Below are 21,745 nucleotides of genomic sequence, written 5' to 3'. Positions count from 1 at the left end.
CGGTGGTGGTCGCGTGGCCGGGGGTCCGGCCTCAGGGCGGTCCGGCGGTGACGAAGACGCTGTGCCGGCCGCTCGCCCCGTCGGGGACGGTGCGGGTGCGGTCCTCGGTCTGCACGGCGCCGGTGCCGTCGGTGGCGCGGACGGTGAGGGTGTGGCCGCCCGGGGTGGGCCGCCAGGGGTAGGACCACTGCCGCCAGGTGTCGACGGTGTCCTGGGCCGCCAGGTCGGCGTCCTCCCACGGGCCGTCGTCGACCCGGACCTCGACGCGGGTGATCCCGCGGTGCTGGGCCCAGGCCACCCCGGCGACCATGACCTCCGCGCCGCCGGGGCGGGCGAAGGGCTTCGGGGTGTCGATGCGGGCCTGCGTCTTGACGGGCGCCCTGCGGGCCCATCCGCGCCGGACCCAGTACGGGTCGTACCGGTCGAAGGTGGTGAGCTCGATGTCCTCGATCCACTTGCAGGCCGACACGTACCCGTACAGGCCGGGGACGACCATCCGCACGGGGAAGCCGTGGGCGAAGGGCAGGGGCTCGCCGTTCATGCCGACCGCGAGCAGCGCGTCGCGGCCGTCCATCACGTCCTCGACGGGGGAGCCCAGGGTCATGCCGTCCACGGAGCGGGCGACGAGCTGGTCCGCCCGGCCGCCCCCGGAGGGCGGCCGCACCCCGCACTCCCGCAGCAGGTCACCCAGCGGTACGCCGAGCCAGCGGGCGTGTCCGGCGTACGGACCTCCCACCTCGTTGGAGACGCAGGTCAAGGTGATGTCACGCTCGACCAGGGGACGGGCCAGCAGCTCGCGGAAGGTGTAGCTGCGCGGCCGGGCCACCCCCGTGCCGTGGATGCGCAGCCGCCAGGTGCCGGCGTCCACCATGGGGACGGCCAGGGCGGTGTCGACCCGGTAGAAGTCCCCGTTCGGTGTGGTGAAGGGGCTGATCCCGGCCACCTTCAGCTGCGCCCCCGCAGGCAGGGGGGCCGCCGGGGAGGCGGGCGCGGGGAGGACGACCGCCTCGCGGGAGGCGACGGCTCCCCGCCCGCGCCGCCCGCTCAGGGTGCGGCCGAGCAGGCCCGCTCCCGTGGCGGCCACCGCGGTGACGGAGGCCGCCGTCAGGAACCCCCGCCGGGACCAGCCGCCGCCGAAGGCTCCGTCGGTCCGTGCGCCGGACTGCGCGTCGGCCCCGCCACCGGCCTGTGCGTCGGCCCCGGCGGCCTTCCCGGCCAGGATGTACAGCGCCACCGCGCCCGCCACCGCTCCGGCCAGCGACGGCAGGGTGTCGGCGGCCCCCCGGGCGTCCGGCCGGCTGAGCGCGGCGGCCGCCCCGACCAGGCCGAACAGCAGGACACCGGCGCTGCCGGCCCGCCGGTGGCGCAGCGCCAGCAGGCCCAGGCCCACTCCGAGGACGCCGAGGGCGGCCAGGATGCCGAGCTGGAGGACGAGCTTGTCGTCTTCACCGAAGGTGCGGATCGCGAAGTCCTTCACCGGCGCCGGGGCCCGGTCGATCGCGGCCCCGCCGACGACGGTCACCGGCCCGGTCCGCGGCCGCACCAGCGAGGCGACGGCTTCGGCCACCGCCAGTGCGGTGAAACCGGACAGCAGACCGGACACGGCGCCGAGGGCGCCGCCGGTGACGGTCGTACGGAGGTTGCTCACACCCCGCATTCGGCGTGGTCCGTCCGGCGGATTGGGTGTTCCCTCGAACGGGTTCCGGGGGACTGTGTGTTGACAGCGGCCCGCACCCTTCGTACAGAAGGCCAATCCGCAGGGGCGCGGGTGACGAAGTGAAGGTGGGAGCGTCGTGAGGCGAGCCCGCAGCCGTCCTCCGTCCCCGGGGGCCGGCCCCGTCCGGGAGTGAAGGGTTGTTCATGCGAGGGATGCACGAGGGCGCACGCCCCGACACCGGCCGGCGGCAGGCCGCGCCGCCGCGCGAGGAGTGGATCCGGTGAGCCGCCCCCAGCCGTTCGGCCGGCCGCGCGCACGCGGCGGCCCCGGGCCGGAAGCAGCGGGAGCGCTGGAGGACGTCATGCAGCAGGTGGCCCGCGGAGACAAGGACGCCTTCGCGGTCCTCTACGACGGTGTGGTCAGCACGGTGTTCGGCATCGCCTTGAAGGTCGTCCGCGACCGGGCCCAGGCGGAGGAGGTGGCCCAGGAGGTGATGATCGACCTGTGGCGCCAGGCCGCCCGCTACCGCCCCGAGGCGGGCAGCGTCACCACGTGGGTGGCCACGCTCGCGCACCGCAGGGCCGTCGACCGGGTCCGGTCGGCCCAGGCCGCCGCGGACCGCGACCGGAGCACGGCCGTACGCGAACAGCAGCGGCCCTTCGACGAGGTGGCCGAGCAGGTGGAGACGCGCCTGGAGAGCGAGCAGGTGCGCCGCTGCATGCGCATGCTGACCGATCTCCAGCGCCAGGCCGTCACACTGGCCTACTACCAGGGCCTGACCTACCGCGAGGTTGCGGAGACGCTGCGGGCACCGCTTCCCACCGTCAAGACCCGTATGCGTGACGGACTCATCCGGCTGCGCGACTGCATGGGGGTGACCACATGAGGCACGAAGAAGACCTGCACGCCCTGGCCGGCGCGTACGCACTCGACGCGCTCGCCCCGGAGGAGCGCGAGGCCTTCCTCGTCCACCTGGGGCGGTGCGCCTCCTGCACGGCGGAGGTGAGCGGCTTCTCGGCCACGGCGGCGCGCCTGGCCGCAGCCGTGGGCGTACCCGCGCCCCCGCACATGAAGCAGGCCGTCCTGGAACAGGTCGACACCGTGCGCCAGCTCCCGCCGCACGTCCGCTCCGGCCGCCCGGTCCGTCTCGGTACGGCCCTCGTGCGCAAGGCGGGCCCCTTCGCCGTCGCCGCCAGCGTCGTGGCCGCCGCGGCCTTCGGCGGGGTCGCGGTCTGGCAGCACCAGCAGGCCGAGCAGGCCCGTACGCAGGCCCAGCAGGCCGACCGGCAGGTGCAGGCGCTGACGGCCGTGATGACCGCGCCCGACGCCAAGACCGTCCACGGGCGCACCAGCAGCGGCGCGGCCACGTCCGTGGTCACCTCCGCGGGCCTGAACCGGGCCGTCTTCCTCAGCACCGGCCTGCCGAAGGCGGACGCGGGCAGGACCTACCAGCTGTGGTTCGACGACAACGGCACCATGCGGCCCGCCGGTCTGCTCCAGGCGGACGGAGCCGTCCTGATGCAGGGCGACCCGGGCCGGGCCCGCGCGGTCGGGCTGACCCTCGAACCCGAGGGCGGCTCCCCGCAGCCCACCAGCAGCCCGCTGATGCTCCTGAGGCTGCCTGCCTGACCGGGCGGCGCCCCCGCGGACGGTCACCCCGTAGGCTGCCGCCGTGACCAGGACGGGGCCGAGCCGACGACGGCTGATGGGGGCCGGGCTCGGCGCGGCCGCGGCGGCCCTCACCGGGTGCTCGGGCGACGCCGTCCCGCCGCGGCGCCTGCGGCTCGCGACGGGGCCGGACGGCGGCCCGTACAACGCGTTCGGGAAGGCCCTGGCACGGGCCGTCGCCGCGAGCGGCGCCCCGCTGGAGATCGCCGCGGTGAGCACCGCGGCGAGCGTGGACAACCTGCGGGACCTCGACGAGGGCTCCGTCGACCTCGCGCTGGCGATGGCCGACGTGGCCGAGGACGCGGCGCTGGGCCGGGAGTCGTTCGCCCGCCAGGTCGCCGTCACCGCACTCGCCAGGGTCTACGTGAACTACACGCACCTCCTCGTCCCGGCGGCCGGGCCGGTGCGCTCGGTGGAGGACCTGGCCGGCCGGCCCGTCGCGGCGGGAGCAGCGGGGTCCGGGGTGCAGGTCGTCGCGGGACGCATCCTGCGGGCGGCCGGGCTGCACGAAGGCCCCCGCCCCGTGCAGGAGCGCCGGCTGGGCCTCGCCGAGTCCGCGCGGGCGCTGCACGAGGGCTCCGTCGACGCCTTGTTCTGGTCCGGGGGAGTGCCCACCCCGGCCCTGACGGAACTGGCCCGCGAACTGCCCCTGCGGTTCCTCCCGCTGGACGGCCACGCGGGCGCGCTGCGCGAGCGCCACGGCCCGGTCTACACGACGGTCACCCTTCCGGCGGGGGCCTACGGACTGGCCGGCCCCGTGGCGACGGTCGGCGTCGGAAACTACCTGCTGGCCCGCGCCGACCTCCCGCCCGAGGTGGTCCGCGCCCTCCTCCAGGTGGTCTACGAGCGCTGGCGCGACCTGCTGCGCGAGGTGACGGCGGGGGCCCGGCTGGAGCCCCGGTTCGCCATCTCCACCGGCGCCGTGCCGCTGCACCCGGGGGCGGCCGCCTACTACCGGTCCGTGTACGGCTGACCGGGCACCGGGCACCGGGCCGGTCACGGCCGGGCGCCGCCCGGCAGCCTGAGCTCCAGGACCAGGCCGTGCGGGGCGTTCGGGCCGGCCAGGAGGTCGCCGCCGCTGATCCGGGCGATCTCGTCCGCGATGGCCAGACCCAGCCCGCTGCCGGGCACGTTCTGGTGACCGGGGGACCGCGCGAAGCGCCGGAGCAGCAGGGGGAGCTGGTCCTGCGGGACGCCCGGCCCGTCGTCGGCCACCCGCACCACGGCGCTCCCTCCGTCCGGGTCCGCCGCGGCACTCACCTCGATGCGTCCGCCGCGCGGGACGAACTTGAGGGCGTTGTCCAGGAGCGCGTCCAGCACCCGGCCCACCGCGTCGGGCAGGCCGTGCGCCCGCAGCCCCTCGGGCAGCCCGGTGACGGACAGTTCCAGGCCGGCGTCCTCGAAGACCGGGGACCAGGCCCGCACCCGGTCCCGTACGGCCCGCGACACGTCCTGGTCCGTCAGCTCCGCCGTGGCGGACTCCACCCGGGCCAGGGCCAGCAGACCGTCGAGGAGTTCGGCCAGGCGCTCCGCCTCGTCCAGGGCGCGGGAGTGCTCCGCCCGGCCGGGGCCGGGAGCGATGTGCGGTTCGACGTTCTCCAGCTGGAGGACCAGGGCGGCCAGCGGATTGCGGAGCTGGTGGGAGGCGTCGGCCACGAAGTCCCGCTGGCGGCCGATGGAGTCCGCCATGGCCTGCGCCATCACGTTGAAGTGCTGCCGCAGACGGCGCAGTTCGGGCGGCCCGGTCTCGGAGACGGCCCGCGCCTGGAGCCGGCCGGCGGTCAGCCGCTCCACGGTGCGGTCCAGATCGAGGACCGGCCGCATCAGCCAGCGCGCGATGCCCGCCGCCACCAGGGCCGCCGCCGTGAAGGCGCCGACGGCCCCGGCGCCGATGAGTGACCAGCGGACCGTCACGTCCCGCCGGGCCGCCGCGGTGGGCACGGCCATCAGGACCGCCCCGCTGACCCGCTCGTCCCGCCCCACCGGTTCGGCGATCACCACACCGGCCGGACTCCAGGGGTGGACGGTCGGCAGCCGGTCCGTGGAGCGGCCGGTGAGAGCGCGCCGCCGGGCGTCCGCCACCGCGGCGGATCCGTCGGGGCCCGCGTGCGCGGAGGGATTCGTCCCCGCCCGGGCGACCGTCGCCCCCGACGTGTCCACCACGACCACCGAGGCCCCGTACAGCTCGGCGTACCGGCTGATCTCCGCGGACAGCTCCGCCCGGTCCGCCGCGGTGCGCATCCGTTCCGCGAGGTCCGCGAACCGCACGGCCTCCGAACGCCGTTGCAGGAGGAGGTGCTCGGTCCGGCCGCGCGCGTAGGCGTCGGCCAGGGGGACGCACAGGAGCAGCGCCGCGACCCCCATGAGCACCGTCAGCACGGCCAGGAGCCTGCGCCTCACGGCCGGCCGAGCTGGTAGCCGAAACCGTGGACGGTCCGCACCAGCGCGGGACGCCCGGTCTTGGCGCGGATGCCCGCGACGTGGACGTCCAGCGAACGGGAGTGCGCGAGGAAGGCGTCACCCCAGATCCGGTCCAGGATCTCGGCGCGCGCGTGCACCTCGTCCGGGCGGGCGGCCAGGAAGGCCAGCACGTCGAACTCCCGCCGGGTCAGCCGTACTTCGCTGCCCGCCACGGTGACCGTGCGGCGCGCAGGATCCACCTCGACGTCTCCGGCGCACACGGTGCGGTCGACGCCCTCCGCCGGGCCGGGCCGCGGGCCCGTACGGCGGCGGACGGTGTCGATCCGGGCCATCAGCTCGGCCATCCGGAACGGTTTGACGACGTAGTCGTCGGCGCCCGCCCGCAGCCCCTGCACGATGTCGCGCTCCTCGCAGCGCGCCGTCACCACGATCAGCGGCGCGTCGCAGACGGTCCGCAGCCGCCGCAGCAGCTCCAGCCCGTCCAGGTCGGGCAGCCCCAGGTCGAGGAGGACGAAGTCGGCCTCGCGGACGTGCCGCAGGGCGTCCAGCGCGCGGGCGGCCCTGCGGACCGTGTGCCCGCGCTGCGCGAGGGCGGTGCCGAGGGCCTGGGCCATGCGGTCGTCGTCCTCGACGAGAAGCGCGTGCATCGGCAGTTCCCCCGCGACCCGTGAACCGGTCGGCTCAGCTTACGGGAGCCGTTGCCGGACGTTCCCGTTCCGGACCGGCGCCGGAGGCCGCCGCGGCGTCCGCCTCGTCGGCCTCGGCCTCCGCGCGGCTGAGCGCGGTGTTGCGGGTGTCCGGCATCAGCACGTACGTCACCAGGGAGACCAGCGCGCACCCGGAGACGTACCAGAAGAACATCGATTCGCGGCCGTGGCTCTTGAACCACAGGGCCACGTACTCCGCCGTACCGCCGAAGAGCGCGTTGGCCACGGCGTACGGCAGGGCCACGCCCAGGGCGCGCACCCGGGTCGGGAAGAGTTCGGCCTTGACCGCCGCGTTGATCGAGGTGTAGCCGGTGACGATCACCAGGGCCAGCAGGGACAGCCCCAGCGCGGACCAGTACGAGGACGCCGACCCCAGGGCGGTCATGATCGGGTACGTGCCGACCGTGCAGCCCACCGCGAAGGTGATCAGCAGCGGCCGGCGCCCGATCCGGTCGGACAGCATCCCGGCGAAGGGCTGGAGGACGGCGAAGAGGGCCAGCGCGGTGAAACTGACCAGGGTGGCGGTCGTCTTGGCCATCCCCGCGCTGCCGACCAGGTACTTGGTGAGGTAGGTGGTGTACGTGTAGTACGCGACGGTGCCGCCGAGGGTGAGCGCCATCACCAGGCCCGCCTGCCGCCGGTGCTGCCACAGGGCCTTCATCGATCCGCGCGCGCTGTCGTCGTGGCCGTCCGCCCCGTCCGACGGCTCCTCCTTGAACGCGTCCGTCTCCTGGAGCCTCCTGCGCAGCCAGAAGACGACCACCGCGAACAGCGCCCCGAGGAGGAAGGGGATCCGCCAGCCCCAGCTCTCCAGCTGGGCCGTGGTGAGCGTGTGCTGCATCGTGATCAGGATGCCGAGCCCGAGGAGCTGGCCGCAGGTCATCGACACGTACTGGAAGGACGAGCCCAGCCCGCGCCGGTTGCGGGCCGACACCTCGGTGAGGTAGGTGGCGCTGGCCGCGTACTCGCCGCCGATGCTCATGCCCTGGAGCAGCCGCGCCAGCAGCAGCACCAGCGCGCCGAAGTATCCGGCCTGGCCGTAGGTCGGGGCCACGGCGATCAGCAGGGCGGCCACCGACATCATGGTGACGGTGAGGGTGAGCGCGCTCTTGCGCCCGTGCCGGTCGGCGGCGCGGCCGAGGACCCATCCGCCGACGGGGCGCATCAGGAAGCCGACCGCGAAGATCCCGGCGGTGTTCATCAGCTGCGTGGTCGGATTGTCGCCGGGGAAGAAGGAGTCGGCGAAGTAGATCGCGAAACTGGCGTAGACGAACCAGTCGTACCACTCGACGAGGTTGCCGAGCGACCCTCCGATCAGAGCGGTACGGCGGCGCTTCCTGAGCTCGTCCCCGGTCAGGGGGACGGGCACGGCGGCGGACGAGGACATGGCGGCTCCAGACGGAACGTCCCGGACGGGAGGAGGAAGGTGCCCAGAGCATGCAATCGCCGCACCCGCCGAACAAGGACCGGCACCCACATCTAACATTCCGCTAAGAAAGCCGGGCCCGTCGGCGGATGACCGATCATCACAAGGGGTGCACCGTGGCGACGAAGGTCCTGCTCACCGGCGCGTCCGGCCGGATCGGCCGGATGCTGGCACCCCGCCTGTCGGCCCTGGGGTGGAGCGTGCGCCCGTACGACCTGGAACCGCCGCCCGGGGCCGGGGCCGACTGGGTGCGCGGCGACATCACCGACTCCGGGACGCTGGCCGGGGCCATGGCCGGGGTGGGCGCGGTCGTGCACCTCGCGGGACTGTCCGGTGAGGCCGCCTTCGCCGACCTCCTGCACCACAACATCGACGGGACCTACCAGGTCTTCGAAGCGGCCCGGCGCACCGGCGTGCCCCGCGTGCTGTTCGCGAGCAGCAGCCACGCCGTCGGCTTCCATGCCCGCACGGAACTCCCCGGCGAGGGCCTCGCCACCACGGACCTGCGACCCCGGCCCGACACCTTCTACGGCGCCAGCAAGGTCTTCGGCGAGGCCCTCGGCTCCCTGTACGCGGACCGCCACGGCATGCGCGTCGCCTCGGTCCGCATCGGCTCCTGCTTCCCCGAACCGACGAACGTCCTCTCGCTGGCCACCTGGCTGAGCCCGGGCGACGCGGCACGGCTCTTCGACGCGCTGCTGCGCACCCCTGACCTGCGGTACGAGGTCCTGTACGGGATCTCCGCCAACACCCGGGCCTGGTGGGACCTTTCGCCCGCCCGGCGGCTGGGCTACGCGCCACGGGACGACGCGGAGGCGTACGCGGACGCCGTACTGGCCCGCCACGGCGCCCTGGACCCGGCCGACGCCGACGCCCGCTACCTCGGCGGCCGCTTCACCGAATGGACCGGCACCGAATGGACCGGCACCTGACCGTCCGGCACCAGACCGTCCGACACCTGACGGTCCGGCTGCACACTGCCGTGTCCCCACGCCCCTCCGGAAGGACTGCAGGCCATGCACCGCGAGCGCACCACGGCCGGGACGGCCACCTTCGTCATGCCGCACTACAGCGACGGTCCCGGCACCCGGGCCCACGAGCACCTGCGCGAGGCGGTCGGGAGCCTGCGGGCGCAGAGCGACCCGGCGTGGCGGCTGGTCATCGTCGAGGACGCGTCCCCGCACGAGCCCGACCGCGAGCGGGTACGGGCCCTCCAGGAGGAGGACCGGGAGCGGGTGGTCGTGCTCCAGCAGGACGTCAACCGGGGACAGGGCTTCTGCCGGAACGTGGGGGTCCGCTGGGCCGCCGGGCAGGGAGCCCCGTTCGTCCTCTTCCTCGACGCGGACGACATCGCGCACCCGCAGCGGCTGGAGCGGACCCGGCGGACCTTCGCCGAGCACGCGGAGGTGGACTTCCTCTACTCGACGTTCTGCGTCATCGACGAGCTGGGGCGGCCGGTGCCCCGTGAGCGGCTGACGCCCTCCGTCCAGGAGATCCTCGACTCCCACGACCGGCCGGTCGAGGGGCCCGACGCATGGATCCGGATCGGCGCCGAAACCGGTTACACCTCCCTGACCTCCACCGTCTCGGTCCGCACCGTGCTGGCGTCGGCGTACCCGTTCCCGGAGGTGCGCGGCTCGGAGGACACGCACGCCTGGCTGCGCATGGCGGCGGGCGGGAGTTCGTTCAAGTACGAGCCCACCATCCCGGCCCGGTACCGGATCCCGCAGGGGGTGGCGGGGTCCTCCGACCGCAGCCGCATCGGGTCCGACTACTACCGGCGCAAGACGGAGGTCGACACCGACGGGTTCCGGCAGGCCCTCGACATCGCCCTGCACCGCGGATCGATCCGCCCCGCCGAGGCTCCGCAGCTGCTGGTGAGGTTCCTGCGCCGGCTGGCCCTCACGATGCAACGGGAAGGCCGGTCCGACCTCGCGGCGGAGATCCTCGCCTCCGCCGACGCCCCGGTATGACGACCGGGGCCGCGTGAGACGTGTCTCACCCGGGCGGTGCCGCTTGTCTATGCAACGAGTTGCATAGAAGGATCGGGGCATGGCACTCGAGCACGCGATCCTCGTCTCCCTCCTGGAGAAGCCGGGCTCCGGATATGAGCTCGCGCGCCGGTTCGACCGGTCCATCGGCTACTTCTGGACCGCCACGCACCAGCAGATCTACCGCGTGCTCAAGCGCATGGAGGGCGACGGCTGGATCGACGTCCTCGAAGTGCCGCAACAGGCGAGGCCGGACAAGAAGGAGTACTCCGTCACCGCCGTGGGCCGCTCCGCCCTCTCGGCCTGGCTCCACGAGCCGATCCAGCCCGACAGCGTCCGGCACGAGCTCGCCGTGAAGATCCGCGGCGCGGCCTACGACGACCCCGCCGCGCTGATCCTCGAGGTCGAGCGGCACCACCGGGCGCACGCCGACCGGCTCACGCACTACCTCGCGGGGGAGCTGCGCGACTTCACCGGCCCGGACGCTCCCGCCGGGTCGGATGCCGGGCGGGAACTCCAGCACGTGGTCCTGCGCGGCGGCATCGCCTACGAACGGATGCAGCTCGCCTGGCTCCAGGACGTGCTGGACACCCTCCACCGGCTCACCGAGCACTGAACCGCCCGGTCCGGTCCGGGTACCGGTACCGGTACCAGTACCGGTTCCGGTCCCTGCCCCGCCGCTCCCGCCCCGCCGGCCGCTCCCGGCACGGTCGGTCCCGGCCTCCCGAACCCGGGCCTCCCGGCCCACCGAACTCCCGAACCCTCGAACCCGAAAGGCGAGCCCTCATGACCGACCCGCTGCTGTTCAACCCGCGCAACTACGACCCGGCGCACTTCGACCCCGAGACCCGCAGGCTGCTGCGCGCCACCGTCGACTGGTTCGAGGAGCGCGGCAAGCGCAGGCTGATCGAGGACTACCGCACGCGCGCCTGGCTGGCGGACTTCCTCGCCTTCTCCGCGAAGGAGGGGCTCTTCGCGACCTTCCTGACCCCGGCCTCCGCCGCCGGTGAGGAGGAGCCGGACAAGCGCTGGGACACCGCGCGGATCGCCGCCCTCAACGAGATCTTCGGCTTCTACGGCCTGGACTACTGGTACGCCTGGCAGGTCACCGTCCTCGGCCTCGGCCCGGTCTGGCAGAGCGACAACGCCGCCGCCCGCAGCCGCGCCGCGGAACTCCTCTCCGAGGGCGAGGTGTTCGCGTTCGGTCTGTCCGAGAAGACCCACGGCGCCGACATCTACTCGACCGACATGCTGCTGGAGCCCGACGGCAACGGCGGCTTCCGCGCCAGCGGCTCCAAGTACTACATCGGCAACGGCAACGCCGCCGGCCTGGTCTCCGTCTTCGGCCGCCGCACCGACGTCGAGGGCCCCGACGGCTACGTCTTCTTCGCCGCCGACAGCCGCCACCCGGCGTACCACCTGGTGAAGAACGTCGTCGACTCGTCCAAGTACGTCAGCGAGTTCCGGCTGGAGGACTACCCGGTCGGCGCCGAGGACATCCTGCACACCGGCCGCGCCGCCTTCGACGCCGCCCTCAACACGGTCAACGTGGGCAAGTTCAACCTCTGCACCGCGTCCATCGGCATCTGCGAGCACGCGATGTACGAGGCCGTCACCCACGCCCAGGGCCGCATCCTCTACGGTCGCCCCGTCACCGCCTTCCCGCACGTGCGCCGCGAGCTGGCCGATGCCTACGTCCGCCTCGTCGGGATGAAGCTGTTCAGCGACCGCGCCGTCGACTACTTCCGTTCCGCCGGTCCCGAAGACCGCCGTTACCTCCTGTTCAACCCGATGACCAAGATGAAGGTGACCACGGAGGGCGAGAAGGTCATCGACCTGATGTGGGACGTCATCGCGGCCAAGGGCTTCGAGAAGGACACCTACTTCGCCCAGGCGGCCGTCGAGATCCGCGGACTGCCGAAGCTGGAGGGCACGGTCCACGTCAACCTCGCCCTGATCCTCAAGTTCATGCGCAACCACCTCCTGGAACCGGCCGAGTACGCGCCCGTGCCCACGCGCCTCGACGCGGCCGACGACGCCTTCCTCTTCCGTCAGGGCCCGGCCCGCGGGCTGGGCTCCGTACGCTTCCACGACTGGCGCCCCGCGTACGAGGCCTACGCCTCCGTGCCGAACGTCAGCCGCTTCCGCGAACAGGCCGACGCGCTCTGCGAGTTCGTCAAGACGGCCGCCCCCGACGAGGAGCAGAGCCGCGACCTGGACCTCCTCCTGGCCGTCGGCCAGCTGTTCGCCCTGGTGGTGCACGGCCAGCTCATCCTGGAGCAGGCCCGCCTGACCGGCCTGGACGAGGACGTGCTCGACGAACTGTTCTCGGTCCTCGTACGGGACTTCTCCGCGCACGCGGTCGAACTGCACGGGAAGGACTCCGCCACCGCGGAGCAGCAGGCCTGGGCGCTCGGCGCGGTCCGCCGGCCGGTCGTGGACGCCGACCGCTCCGCGCGCGTGTGGTCGCGCGTGGAGGCGCTGGCCGGGGCGTACGAGATGGCGCCCTGACCCGGACGGCAGTGCGGGGCGGCTCCGGCAGCAGCCGGAGCCGCCCGGCTCCCGCCCGGCTCCCGTCAGGCCCGTCCGACCGGGCGCCCGGGGGTGGCCAGGCGCTCCAGGTCGTTCGTGAGCGAGTCGAGCCAGGCCACCGCGGCGAAGAACCGCGGCGAACCGGTCCCCGGCACGCCCCCGGCCGCCGCACCGGCGCCCGTCGGCACCTCCGCGGCCGCCCGGTCCTGCGCACGGACCGCCAGCTCCGACTCCTGCGCCCGCTGCGCCGCGTCCCGCAGCCGGGCCGCCACACCGGCCCCGTGGGCCCGTAGCCACGCCGCGTCGGTGTCTCCGGGGGACGGGCCCGCGCGGTCGAGCAGCCGCCGCGAGCCCCACAGCGTGTGGTGGCCGGTCATCATGGCCGCCTGCCAGTCGGACGGGGCGTCGTTGGGCGCCCGTGGCTCGCTCTGGAACTGTGCGAACGCGGACTCCGCCAGCGCCAGCGCGTGCTGGAGCGGCCGGTCGTCCGGAATGCCGCCCGGCCCGCCCGCAGCCACCGCGTCCGCCGTGCTCTCCACCGTCCCCGCGGCCCGGCGCAGCAGCAGGGCCACCGCCCGGTGCAGCTCGTCCTGTGCGCCCCGCGGCCAGGCGAGCAGCCCGAACACGACGCCGACCAGGCTGCCGATGACCACGTCCATCAACCGGACCCCGGCCAGCCGCCACGTCACCGGGGCCAGCTGCGCGAACGCGAAGGACACGACCACCGTGAACATGCCCTGCGCCCAGCCCACGCCCCGCACCGGTCCCACCTGGAACGCCACGAGCATGACGATGGGCAGCACCACGGCGTAGACGGTCGTGTGCGCGCCGACCAGGGCCAGGACCACGGCGGCCGCCCCGGCGCCCAGCAGGGTCCCCGCGAGAGCCTGGCGCACGCTCGTGCGGGTCTGGGAAGCGGTGGTCCGGGTCAGGGAGAGGACGGCCAGCATCGCCCAGAAGCCGTGCGGCAGGGACTCCACGCCCGCGATCGTGCGGGCGGCCGCGAGGGCGAGACTGATGCGGACCGCGTTCTGGAAGTGCACCGAGCGCGGCCCCGCGTTCCCCGCCAGCCGGTGCCACCACAGGCGGGGGGCGCTCTGCCCGGCGTACCAGAACCGGCTGGGGTCGGCCGCCGCCGCAGCCAGCGCCGCGCGGCCCCGGACAGCCAGCCGGGCCGCCGTGGAGAAGGCCAGGGTGGCGTCCGCCACCTCCAGCAGCGCCGCCCGGCGCCGTCCCCAGGCCGCGGTCGAGGGGTGCCCGTCCGCTGCCGCGATCTCCTCCCGTACGCCCCGCAGGGCGCCGGCCGCAGCGGTCGCCGGGGCCTGCGTCCCGGTGCGGTCGCCGCGGAGCAGGACCGCCGTCTCGGCGGCCGCCCCGTCGACCTCGGGCAGTACGCCGGGCCCCTGCTCCGGAGGCGGGCGGCCCGGGGGCGCTGCCGGAAGGATGACCAGGCGGGCGAGGAGGGTCCGGGCGGCCAGGCCCGCGTGGGTCAGCGCCCGGTCCCGCAGGCCCGGCCCGGCGGGCCGTTCGGCCTCGGCGACCCGGAAGGGCCGCAGTGCCTCGCCCGCCGCCCTGGCGGCCGCCGCCGACTCGGCGGACAGCGTGTACGGGGCGCGGCCGAGCTCGGCCGCGCAGCGGGCGGCGGTGTCGGCGGCCTCGGCGGCCAGCTGCCGGTAGGAGGTGCTGGGCCGCTCGGGCAGCACGAAGACCTCCGCCAGGATCAGCAGCACCAGCCCCAGGGTGGCCCCGGCGAGCCGCTCGGTGAGGGTGTCCGGCGCGTACGGCGGGAAGCACGGCAGGATGTAGAGCAGCTGGAGCCCGGGAGCGGCCCCCGCCGCGCGGGGCCCGGCCGCCGCCACGAAGGCCAGGACGAAGCCGATCAGCAGCATGCCCGCCACGGCGGTCCAGGTCCGTACGGCGAGGTAGGTCCCGGCCGTCAGCAGCGCCCAGACCGCGGGCGTCGTCCTGGCCATGACGGCCGCCCGCTGGGGCCCGGTGCCCGGGATGTGCGAGAGGGCCGCCATGGAGACCGCCGAGAACAGGGCGTACGTCGCCGCCACCGGCCGGTCCAGTCCGTACAGGCAGACGTAGAACCCGGCACACGCGGCCAGGGTGGTGCGGATCGCGCGCCGGGCCGCGACCGAGGGGCCGCGGCCGGCGCCGCCGTCGCGTTCGGCGCCCATGACTCCATGATCGGGCCGTTCGCCGAGAGCGCCACCTGCTGACCGGAAACCCGGTCGGCGGGTCCGGTCAGCCCGTCTCCCACACCACGGTGGAGAAGGTGCCCCGGGTGTCGGACGCGCTCCCGGACACCTCCTTGGCGGTCAGCCGGGCGATCCGGCCGTCATTGGTCTTCGCGCAGAGGGTCAGGCCCGCCTTCAGGGACATCTCCTTGCCCGTGGCCTCGGTGTCGACGACGGCCGCGCAGTCGGCGTAGGAGGGGACCTTGCCGGTCTCCTTCCACACCAGCGCCTTCGCCCCGCGCTCGGGGCGCAGCTTCGGGCCGGCGAAGTCGAAGACGCTGAAGTCGTTGTCGGCGTTGATCTGGGACCGCGTCGGCGGGACGGAGTCCAGGTCCCGGTCCTCGGCGTACGCGAGCACCAGCGTGCCCTCCCACTGCACGGTCCCGGGCGCCTTCGCCGCGAGGGAGGCGGCGGCCGGAGCGGACGGGGCGGCACCGGGCGAGGTGCTCGCGGAGCCGGCGGAGCCCTGGCCCGGGGCCGCAGCCGCCTGCGAGGCGGACGTGGAGGGGACTGCCGCGGGTACCTGCGCCGCGGGCGGGCCGGGGACCCCGGACTTGCCCGGGACCAGCAGGTACGCCCCCGCCACGGTGATCACCGCGGCGACCAGGGTCGCCCCGGCCCCGATCCAGGCGGCCCGGTGCGAGGAGGCGGGCGCGGCGACGGGTGCGGCGACGGGGGCGGCCGTGGGCGGCGGGGGTATGGAGCCGTTGTGCTGCCGGCCACCTGCGGGCGGCGCCTGCCAGCCGTACCCGGGTTCCTGCTCTCTGTTCACTGTTCCTGTTCCCCCTGTATGTGGATCATGACCGGGGTAGGTTACCCGGCGCTCCGCGCCCCGGACGACGAGGTCAACGGCCTCCCGTCCGGGGCGAGTACGGCGACGACCGGCACCGGAGGACACGTAAGGTGCCGGGATGACCCGGATCCCGGAAGCGTTCGCGCACAGCACCGTCGAGCGGGAAGGCGCGGCCGGGGCGGCATGGCTGGCCGGGCTGCCCGGGATCGTGGCGGAGCTGCTGGGGCGGTTCGGGTGCGTACCGGACGGCGAGGTCATGCACGGCGGTGTCGGGCTGGTCGTCCCGGTGCGGCGCGGCTCCGGGGAGGCCGCCGTACTGAAGGTGTCCTTCCCCCATCCCGGGAACGTCCACGAGCCGGACGCCTTCGAGGTCTGGGGCGGGCGCGGCGCCGTACTCCTCCACGAGCGGGCCGACGACCGGTTCGCGATGCTGCTGGAACGGGTCCGGCCGTCGGCCCTCGCCGAGGTCGAGGACGCCGACGTAGTGCCCGCGGTCGCCGGGCGGCTCAGCCGTCGCCTGGCGGTTCCCGCACCGCCCGGCCTGCCCCGCTTGCAGGATCAGGCCGACGGCTGGGAAGAGCGGCTGCGCACGGACGCCCGGGAACTGGCGCACGCACTGCCGCATCACGTGGTCGACGCCGCGGTGGCCACCGTCCGCGAACTCGGCCGCGACCAGCCGGACACCGTCGTCCACGGCGACCTGCACGCCAGGAACATCCTGCGCGCCGACCGCGAGCCGTGGCTGGCCGTCGACCCCAAGGGGTACGTGGGGGACCCCGCCTACGACGGGGGCACCCTGCTCAAGTCCCACGCACTGAAGCTCCTCGAGGCCGACGACCTGCGCCGGGCCGTGGACCGTACGCTGGCCGTCTACGCCGAGGCGGCGGAGCTCGACCGTGAACGGGCCCGGAGGTGGGCGCAGTTCCACGCCGTCCAGGCCGCGTTCTGGGGCCGTCGCCACGGATTCCGCATCGCCCGCGGCGGACCGCGGCTGGAACGGATCACGGCGTACGCCGATCACCTCTCCGCGTTGCTCACGTAGGGCGGTCAGGGGGCAGCGGGCAGGGGGTCAGCGGTCCTGCGAGAGCTCGTACAGTTCCCGGAACCGGCCGCCCGGTACGGACTTCAGCTGGTCGAAGGAGCCCTGTTCCACGATCCGGCCGCCGTCGAGGACCACGATCCGGTCGGCCAGCCTGCAGTTCTCCATCCGGTGCGTGACGATCACCGTGATGCGGTCCTCCTTCATGTCCCGCAGCCCGGAGAACACCTTGTGCTCCCCGCGCGGGTCCATCGCGCTCGTCGGCTCGTCCATGACCAGGAGCCCGGGCCTGCGGTGGAAGGCCCGTCCGCAGGCGAGCCGCTGCCACTGGCCGCCGGAGGGTTCGTGTCCGCCCCAGAACGAGCGGGCGAGCAGGGTGTCCAGGCCGTCGGGGAACTCCTCTACGGCCGTGCGCATGCCGACGGCGTCCAGGGCCTCCCAGACGGCCTCCTCACCGCCGGGGGCGGGCTGGCCGAGGGTGATGTTCTCCCGCGCGGAGAAGGGCCAGTAGCCGTAGCTCTGCGTCACCAGGCCCACGTGCCGCCAGGCCGTGCGCTGGTCGGCGTCGGAGGTCGGGATCCCGTCCCAGGAGACGGTGCCGGCCGTCGGGGCCGTCAGTGAGGTCAGCAGCCGGATCAGGGTGGACTTCCCGGCGCCGTTCTCCCCGATGACGGCCACCACCTCGCCCCGGGACAGGGTGAGGGACACCGGGCCGAGTGCGGGCGCGTCCTTGCCCGGGTAGGTGTACGCGGCTTCCTCCAGCCGGATCTTCTCCGGCGCCGCGTCCATCACCTGCGGGCCGCGGGGGCCGGACTGCCCGGCGGCCTCCTCGACGAAGGTGGCGTAGTCCCCCAGGTAGAGCGCGTGCTGGAACATGGCCGCCCCGTACACGACGAGTGAACTGAGCGCCGCCGTCGAGGTCCGCATGGCGACGATCGCCGTGCCGGCCGCGGCCAGCGCCATGTACCCGCCGACGACGAGTCCGGCCAGCGCCCCGTACGTGGCGACGACGAACGCTCCCGAGGCGGTGGCCGCGATGAGGTGCACGGTCAGGTAGCGGGGCGCCGAGCCGACCATCTTGGAGTCGATGCGCTCGCACACCGCGGCGTACCAGTGGTGGGCGTACGGCCGCATGCTGTTGCCGCGCAGCTCGTCGGCCAGCTTCGGGGTCGTCAGGTGCCAGCGCATCATGTGCTTGATGTTGCGGGAGGCGATGGTCTGGTTGTGGAGCCGGTAGTCGAGGCGGGCGGCGTACACCGACCCGAGGCCGCGGGGCACCACCGACAGCAGGAGCAGCGGCAGGAGGGCGGGGTGCACCACGGCGAGCACCGAGGCGACGGCGGCCATGTCGATGAGGCCGCCGGTGAAGCCGAGCGCGTCCTGCAGGAGCATGGCGGAGCGGGCGGACCCGGTCTCGGCGGCCTCGGAGCGTTCGGTGAAGTCGGGTGCGTCGTAGGCGGCGAGCTCCACGTCCATGTGGGCGTCGACCATCGCCAGGTCGGCGAGGGTGGCCATGCGGGGCGTCAGACGGCGGGACGCGCTCCCCGCTGCGATGGAGGCCAGCGCGCCCAGGGCGGTCATGGCGGCGGCGAGCACCAGCGGCCCGGCGGCGGCCGAAACGCGTTCCTCGACCCCGCCGACACCCAGGAGCGGAACCATCGCCCGGGCCACCGAGGCCAGCGCCGCGGCCGTACAGATCCCGCCGAGCACCTGGGCGGCGACCAGTACGTGGAAGACGGTCCGGTCGACGGCGAGTGCGAGGCGGGCCGTCTGCACGAGGGCCGAGGGGACGCGCCGGGCCATCTGGCCGAGCGACATCGACTCCATCGTCTGGTTGTGCTGGCCCCAGGTGTACGTGATCTCCGGCGGGGCGGGTGCCGCGACGGGCTCGGACCGGCCGGCCGACTGCTCGCCCTGCTGGTCCGGCTGCTGCTCCGGCTGCTCTTCCGGGTGTGCTTCTGGCTGCTTGTGGGACACGCTGGTGCTCCTTCAACCGGGTCTGAACGGCGGCCAGTTCGCCCGAATCCGCGCACGTCGAAGAAGCCCTGTGCCGCGGTCGGCGCAGGGGCTGTTGCACGAGGCGGGGGAACTGGAGTGAGGAGTACAGCGCAGCCCGGCGGCAGGAGCAGCGGGATCTGGCCGACCTTTCGCCACGGGGTGCCCGGCGCTGCCCGCTGATCGTGTCCGGCGGGGCCCGCAGCACCGGGCCGACGGAACGGCGAGGTTGGCCGGAACCGGCCGCTGGGCATCCCCCGCAGCCGGAAAGGGCTTGCGCCGCGAGGACCCCGGCGCGCCGTCGGCGGAGCCGTCAGCTGACCCCGGGAGTGGAACAAGATTGGGCCAGATGGTGTAACCGACCTGTCGGCCGGGGAGGACTGGGGCGGGCACCTCTGAGAGGGTGCCGGTGCGGTCCTTTCCCGGACCGCGCACCGACGTGAGCAGAGGGACGGGCATGGCCAACGGCACCGTGAAGTGGTTCAACTCCGAGAAGGGCTTCGGCTTCATCGCCCAGGACGGGGGCGGACCGGACGTATTCGCCCATTACTCGAACATCTCCGGCAACGGATACCGCGAGCTGGTGGAGGGCGAGACGGTGTCGTTCGACATCACGCAGGGCCAGAAGGGCCCGCAGGCCGAGAACATCGTCCGGGGCTGACCCGGAACACCGGCCACCACCGCACTTCCCGTCCGACGGCGTCCGCACGTGTGCGCGGGCGCCGTCGGCGCGCCCCCGGGCCCTCCGGCCGCGCGGCGTGCGCTCGCCGCCCGGTACCCGGCGAGCCTGCTGACCTCCTGGGTCGGGCAGGCCTCCGGGTGGGTGGACGTGTCACGGGACGCCTGGAGCGGCACGCGGCGTCCTCAGGAGGAACCGGGGTGCTGCGCCAGGAGCCGGGTGCGAAAGAGGTCGAGTACGGAGTCCAGCGCCTGCCGGGTGGGCTGCCCGGGCTCGTCGACGAGGTGTTCCGTCAGCACGGAGTGCGGCGGAAGGACGCCCTCCGGAGCGGCCGAGCCGTCGTCGAGCTCCACGGCGACGAACGCGTCGCCGAGCTCCCGGCGCAGGTGGGCGAAACGGTCCCGGGGCGAGAGCCGGTCCCCCTTGAACCGCAGCCCCATGACCTGGAGGCCGTCGCGTTCACAGCGCAGCCGGACGGCCGCGAGGTCCGACGGGCTGATGTCGATGGCGCCCGCACGGCTCCTGGTGCAGGCCAGCGGGAGTGACGGCTGGGACAGCACCGGGGCCAGCAGGCGCTCGTCCGTGGCCATGGCCAGGGCGAATCCGCCCGTCAGGCACATGCCGACGGCGCCCACCCCGGGGCCGCCGCAGCGCTCGTGCTCGGCGGCGGCCAGGGCGCGCAGCCAGTGCACGACGCGTGAACTGCGGCCCGTGGCCAGCAGGGTGAACTCCCGGCTCACGCACACCTGCCACAGCGTGGAGGTGGTGTAGCGGAGGGAGGCCGGCCAGCCGTGCGCCGTCGGATGTGCGTCCCGGCCGGGCGTGCCGAAGAGCACCGGGAGCACGGCCGTGCAGCCGGCGTCGGCCACGCGCGCGGCGAACTCCAGGACCTTGGGGGTGATGCCCGGGATCTCCGCCATGATGATGACCGCCGGCCCCGTGCCCCGGCGCAGCAGCCGGCGGGAGGCGCCCTGGTGGGTGAACGTGTCCTGGGTGAAGCCGGTCAGGTCGTGGTCCGCCATGTTCCTGCTCCCTCGGTCGGCCGTCCTGGGCAACCCGTAAGTTACCTCTCCGTAGCCCCGGTTGGTCAACAGGCCGTACCGCTCCGCCGTACAGCTCCGCCGGGCCGCGGCCGGGCCGGGGGAAACGGGGATGCGCGGGGGAGCCCGCCGTGCCAGGCTGGCGGGCCGGAAGACCGGTCCCGCCCTTCCCCTTCCGGCGGGCGGATCCGCGTACCCGAGGAGCATCCGGTGACCCCACCCCGACTGGTCCCCCTGCTCGAACAGTTCGACTTCGCGTGCGAACGCCTCGTCGGCCGGCTGGCGGGCCCCGCCATGGACAGCGGCGACGGCACGCAGACCCGGGTCGGCCCGATGACCGACGAGGAGTACCTCTGGGAGCCCGTACCCGGCTGCTGGACGGTCCGGCGCCGCACGGACGGGCCGGGGCCGCGCGCGACGCTGCTGGCCGGCGCGGGCGACTGGGGTCGCGACGCGGCGGCGTACCCGCACCCGTGGCCGCCGCCCTTCACGACCCTGGCCTGGCGGCTGAGCCACATCAGCGAGATGGTCACCCTGCGCGCGGACCACACGGCCGGCCGGCACGCACTGACCCGCGACGACCACGTCGTGCGCGGTGACGCCGCCGGGGCGGTCGCGGCCTTCGAGGAGGGCGCCGCGGCCTGGCGCAAGGCGCTGCTGGGCGTGGACGATGCCGCGCTCGACACCGTGGGGTACTGCACCTACCCGCACGGCAGCGACGCGGAGGAACCGTTCGTGGACATCGTGTGGTGGGTCAACCAGGAACTGCTGCACCACGGGGCCGAGATCGCCCTGCTCCGCGACCTGTACCGGGCACGGCAGCACTGAGGCGTGACGCCCGGGACGGCTGTGTGCCGGGTCGGGTCAGGGCGGGGCGGGGCGCTCAGGACGTCCCCGGCAGGCCGGACCGCTCCGGTGCGTCGCCGACGAGGCCGGCGACGTGCTCGGTGATCGTGTCCAGGAGGTCCGCGGAGGCCGCCTCGGGGCCCAGGACGAGCAGGCTCAGGGTCAGCCCGTCCGTCATGGCGGCCAGGTAGCGGGCCAGGGCCGGCACCGGGATCCGCAGCTCGAAGTCCATGCGGTGGCAGAGCTCTTCGAGGAGCTCGGTGTAGGTGTCGGCGTACAGCTCGTACTGCCGCCGGGCCAGGTGCTCGAAGCCCGGCTGGCGCAGGGCGTACTGCGTGAGCTCGTAGGTGAGCATGTGCTCGCCGGGGTGGGCGGCGACGTGGTCCCAGTACGCCCGGAATCCCGCCCGGACGGTCTCGTGGAGGGTGGCCTTCGGCTGGATCGCCTCCCGCACCAGGGCGACGTAGTGGTCGGTGATCGTCGTGATGACCGATTCCAGCAGGGCCTGCTTGGAGTCGAAGCAGTAGTGGAAGACGCTCAGCGAGACGCCCGCCTCGGCGGCGATCGACCGGGTCGTCGTCCGGGCGACGCCGTCGCGGGTCATCGCCCGGATCGCCGCCTCGGTCAGCTGGCGGCGCCGTTCGGCCGACGGCATCCGTGCCATGGTGGTTCCCTTCGCTCGCATGCCGCCGGGGCCGGCCGGATCAC

The 21,745-nt window shown here is 74.3% G+C and carries 19 protein-coding genes; 10 read left to right on the top strand and 9 right to left on the bottom strand.

The features are described 5' to 3' along the window. Nucleotides 1-31 precede the first annotated feature (31 nt). The gene (locus IO30_RS0101130) at nt 32-1,657 is read right to left on the bottom strand and encodes a molybdopterin-dependent oxidoreductase (RefSeq protein WP_031138250.1); all 1,626 of its coding nucleotides are present in this window, start codon (nt 1,655-1,657) and stop codon (nt 32-34) included. A 280-nt stretch (nt 1,658-1,937) separates the two neighbouring features. Between IO30_RS0101130 and sigK the strand changes: the two genes are divergently transcribed. Genes sigK through IO30_RS0101115 form a run of 3 tightly spaced genes read left to right on the top strand, consistent with a single transcriptional unit; the run spans nt 1,938 to nt 4,298 of the window. After that, the gene (sigK, locus tag IO30_RS0101125; protein WP_078904475.1) at nt 1,938-2,543 is read left to right on the top strand and encodes an ECF RNA polymerase sigma factor SigK; all 606 of its coding nucleotides are present in this window, start codon (nt 1,938-1,940) and stop codon (nt 2,541-2,543) included. Then, nucleotides 2,540-3,286 (top strand): anti-sigma factor, encoded by a 747-nt coding sequence (locus IO30_RS0101120; RefSeq protein WP_031138246.1) that lies wholly within the window; start codon nt 2,540-2,542, stop codon nt 3,284-3,286. The genes sigK and IO30_RS0101120 overlap by 4 nt, the downstream gene beginning before the upstream one ends. Nucleotides 3,287-3,329: 43 nt before the next feature. Then, nucleotides 3,330-4,298: a TAXI family TRAP transporter solute-binding subunit gene (locus IO30_RS0101115; RefSeq protein WP_234321428.1), complete on the top strand. Its 969-nt coding sequence runs from the start codon at nt 3,330-3,332 to the stop codon at nt 4,296-4,298. Between the two features lie 23 nt (nt 4,299-4,321). On the opposite strand, the gene IO30_RS0101110 is transcribed toward IO30_RS0101115, so the two are convergent. From IO30_RS0101110 to IO30_RS0101100, 3 genes are read right to left on the bottom strand one after another with little or no spacing between them, the layout of a single operon-like run. Next, nucleotides 4,322-5,704, bottom strand: a complete 1,383-nt coding sequence (locus IO30_RS0101110) for a sensor histidine kinase (protein WP_202205025.1) — start codon at nt 5,702-5,704, stop codon at nt 4,322-4,324. A gap of 17 nt (nt 5,705-5,721) precedes the next feature. Beyond that, nucleotides 5,722-6,393 carry a response regulator transcription factor gene (locus tag IO30_RS0101105; protein WP_031138241.1) on the bottom strand — a complete coding sequence of 224 codons (672 nt, stop codon included), beginning with the start codon at nt 6,391-6,393 and terminating at the stop codon, nt 5,722-5,724. A gap of 34 nt (nt 6,394-6,427) precedes the next feature. After that, nucleotides 6,428-7,840: an MFS transporter gene (locus IO30_RS0101100; RefSeq protein WP_234321426.1), complete on the bottom strand. Its 1,413-nt coding sequence runs from the start codon at nt 7,838-7,840 to the stop codon at nt 6,428-6,430. 128 nt (nt 7,841-7,968) lie between these two features. On the opposite strand from IO30_RS0101100, the gene IO30_RS0101095 reads away from it, so the two are divergent. The 4 genes from IO30_RS0101095 to IO30_RS0101080 all read left to right on the top strand — a co-directional run bounded on the left by IO30_RS0101095 (nt 7,969) and on the right by IO30_RS0101080 (nt 12,381). After that, entirely contained in the window at nt 7,969-8,811 is an 843-nt protein-coding gene (locus IO30_RS0101095) for an NAD-dependent epimerase/dehydratase family protein (protein WP_051858804.1), read from the top strand. A gap of 84 nt (nt 8,812-8,895) precedes the next feature. After that, complete coding sequence (locus tag IO30_RS0101090) at nt 8,896-9,852, top strand: glycosyltransferase family A protein (RefSeq protein ID WP_063768116.1); 957 nt, start codon at nt 8,896-8,898, stop codon at nt 9,850-9,852. A 79-nt stretch (nt 9,853-9,931) separates the two neighbouring features. Continuing rightward, nucleotides 9,932-10,486, top strand: a complete 555-nt coding sequence (locus tag IO30_RS0101085) for a PadR family transcriptional regulator (RefSeq protein WP_031138233.1) — start codon at nt 9,932-9,934, stop codon at nt 10,484-10,486. A 170-nt stretch (nt 10,487-10,656) separates the two neighbouring features. Continuing rightward, nucleotides 10,657-12,381, top strand: a complete 1,725-nt coding sequence (locus tag IO30_RS0101080) for an acyl-CoA dehydrogenase family protein (RefSeq protein ID WP_031138231.1) — start codon at nt 10,657-10,659, stop codon at nt 12,379-12,381. Nucleotides 12,382-12,446: 65 nt separating this feature from the next. On the opposite strand, the gene IO30_RS0101075 is transcribed toward IO30_RS0101080, so the two are convergent. Both IO30_RS0101075 and IO30_RS0101070 read right to left on the bottom strand, forming a co-directional pair. Continuing rightward, nucleotides 12,447-14,585: an FUSC family protein gene (locus IO30_RS0101075; protein ID WP_078904474.1), complete on the bottom strand. Its 2,139-nt coding sequence runs from the start codon at nt 14,583-14,585 to the stop codon at nt 12,447-12,449. Nucleotides 14,586-14,652: 67 nt separating this feature from the next. Next, nucleotides 14,653-15,417, bottom strand: coding sequence for a hypothetical protein (locus tag IO30_RS0101070; protein ID WP_031138227.1), 765 nt, complete (start codon nt 15,415-15,417; stop codon nt 14,653-14,655). Nucleotides 15,418-15,556: 139 nt separating this feature from the next. On the opposite strand from IO30_RS0101070, the gene IO30_RS0101065 reads away from it, so the two are divergent. Further along, entirely contained in the window at nt 15,557-16,480 is a 924-nt protein-coding gene (locus IO30_RS0101065; protein ID WP_031138225.1) for an aminoglycoside phosphotransferase family protein, read from the top strand. A 27-nt stretch (nt 16,481-16,507) separates the two neighbouring features. On the opposite strand, the gene IO30_RS0101060 is transcribed toward IO30_RS0101065, so the two are convergent. Further along, a complete protein-coding gene (locus IO30_RS0101060; protein ID WP_234321425.1) occupies nt 16,508-18,454 on the bottom strand; it encodes an ATP-binding cassette domain-containing protein in 1,947 nt (648 codons plus the stop codon). Nucleotides 18,455-18,929: 475 nt separating this feature from the next. On the opposite strand from IO30_RS0101060, the gene IO30_RS0101055 reads away from it, so the two are divergent. Then, complete coding sequence (locus IO30_RS0101055; RefSeq protein WP_031138221.1) at nt 18,930-19,133, top strand: cold-shock protein; 204 nt, start codon at nt 18,930-18,932, stop codon at nt 19,131-19,133. Between the two features lie 203 nt (nt 19,134-19,336). On the opposite strand, the gene IO30_RS0101050 is transcribed toward IO30_RS0101055, so the two are convergent. Then, nucleotides 19,337-20,173 (bottom strand): dienelactone hydrolase family protein, encoded by an 837-nt coding sequence (locus IO30_RS0101050; protein ID WP_031138219.1) that lies wholly within the window; start codon nt 20,171-20,173, stop codon nt 19,337-19,339. 228 nt (nt 20,174-20,401) lie between these two features. Here IO30_RS0101050 and IO30_RS0101045 point away from each other — a divergent pair, with 228 nt between their 5' ends. Beyond that, nucleotides 20,402-21,019, top strand: a complete 618-nt coding sequence (locus tag IO30_RS0101045; RefSeq protein ID WP_031138217.1) for a DinB family protein — start codon at nt 20,402-20,404, stop codon at nt 21,017-21,019. 55 nt (nt 21,020-21,074) lie between these two features. Here the strand turns inward: IO30_RS0101045 and IO30_RS0101040 are convergent, their stop codons facing one another. Continuing rightward, nucleotides 21,075-21,701, bottom strand: a complete 627-nt coding sequence (locus IO30_RS0101040) for a TetR/AcrR family transcriptional regulator (protein WP_051901758.1) — start codon at nt 21,699-21,701, stop codon at nt 21,075-21,077. Nucleotides 21,702-21,745 lie beyond the last annotated feature (44 nt).

This window comes from Streptomyces xanthophaeus (genome assembly GCF_000725805.1).
Classification (GTDB): domain Bacteria; phylum Actinomycetota; class Actinomycetes; order Streptomycetales; family Streptomycetaceae; genus Streptomyces; species Streptomyces xanthophaeus.
This window is presented reverse-complemented; position numbering and strand designations above follow the sequence as displayed.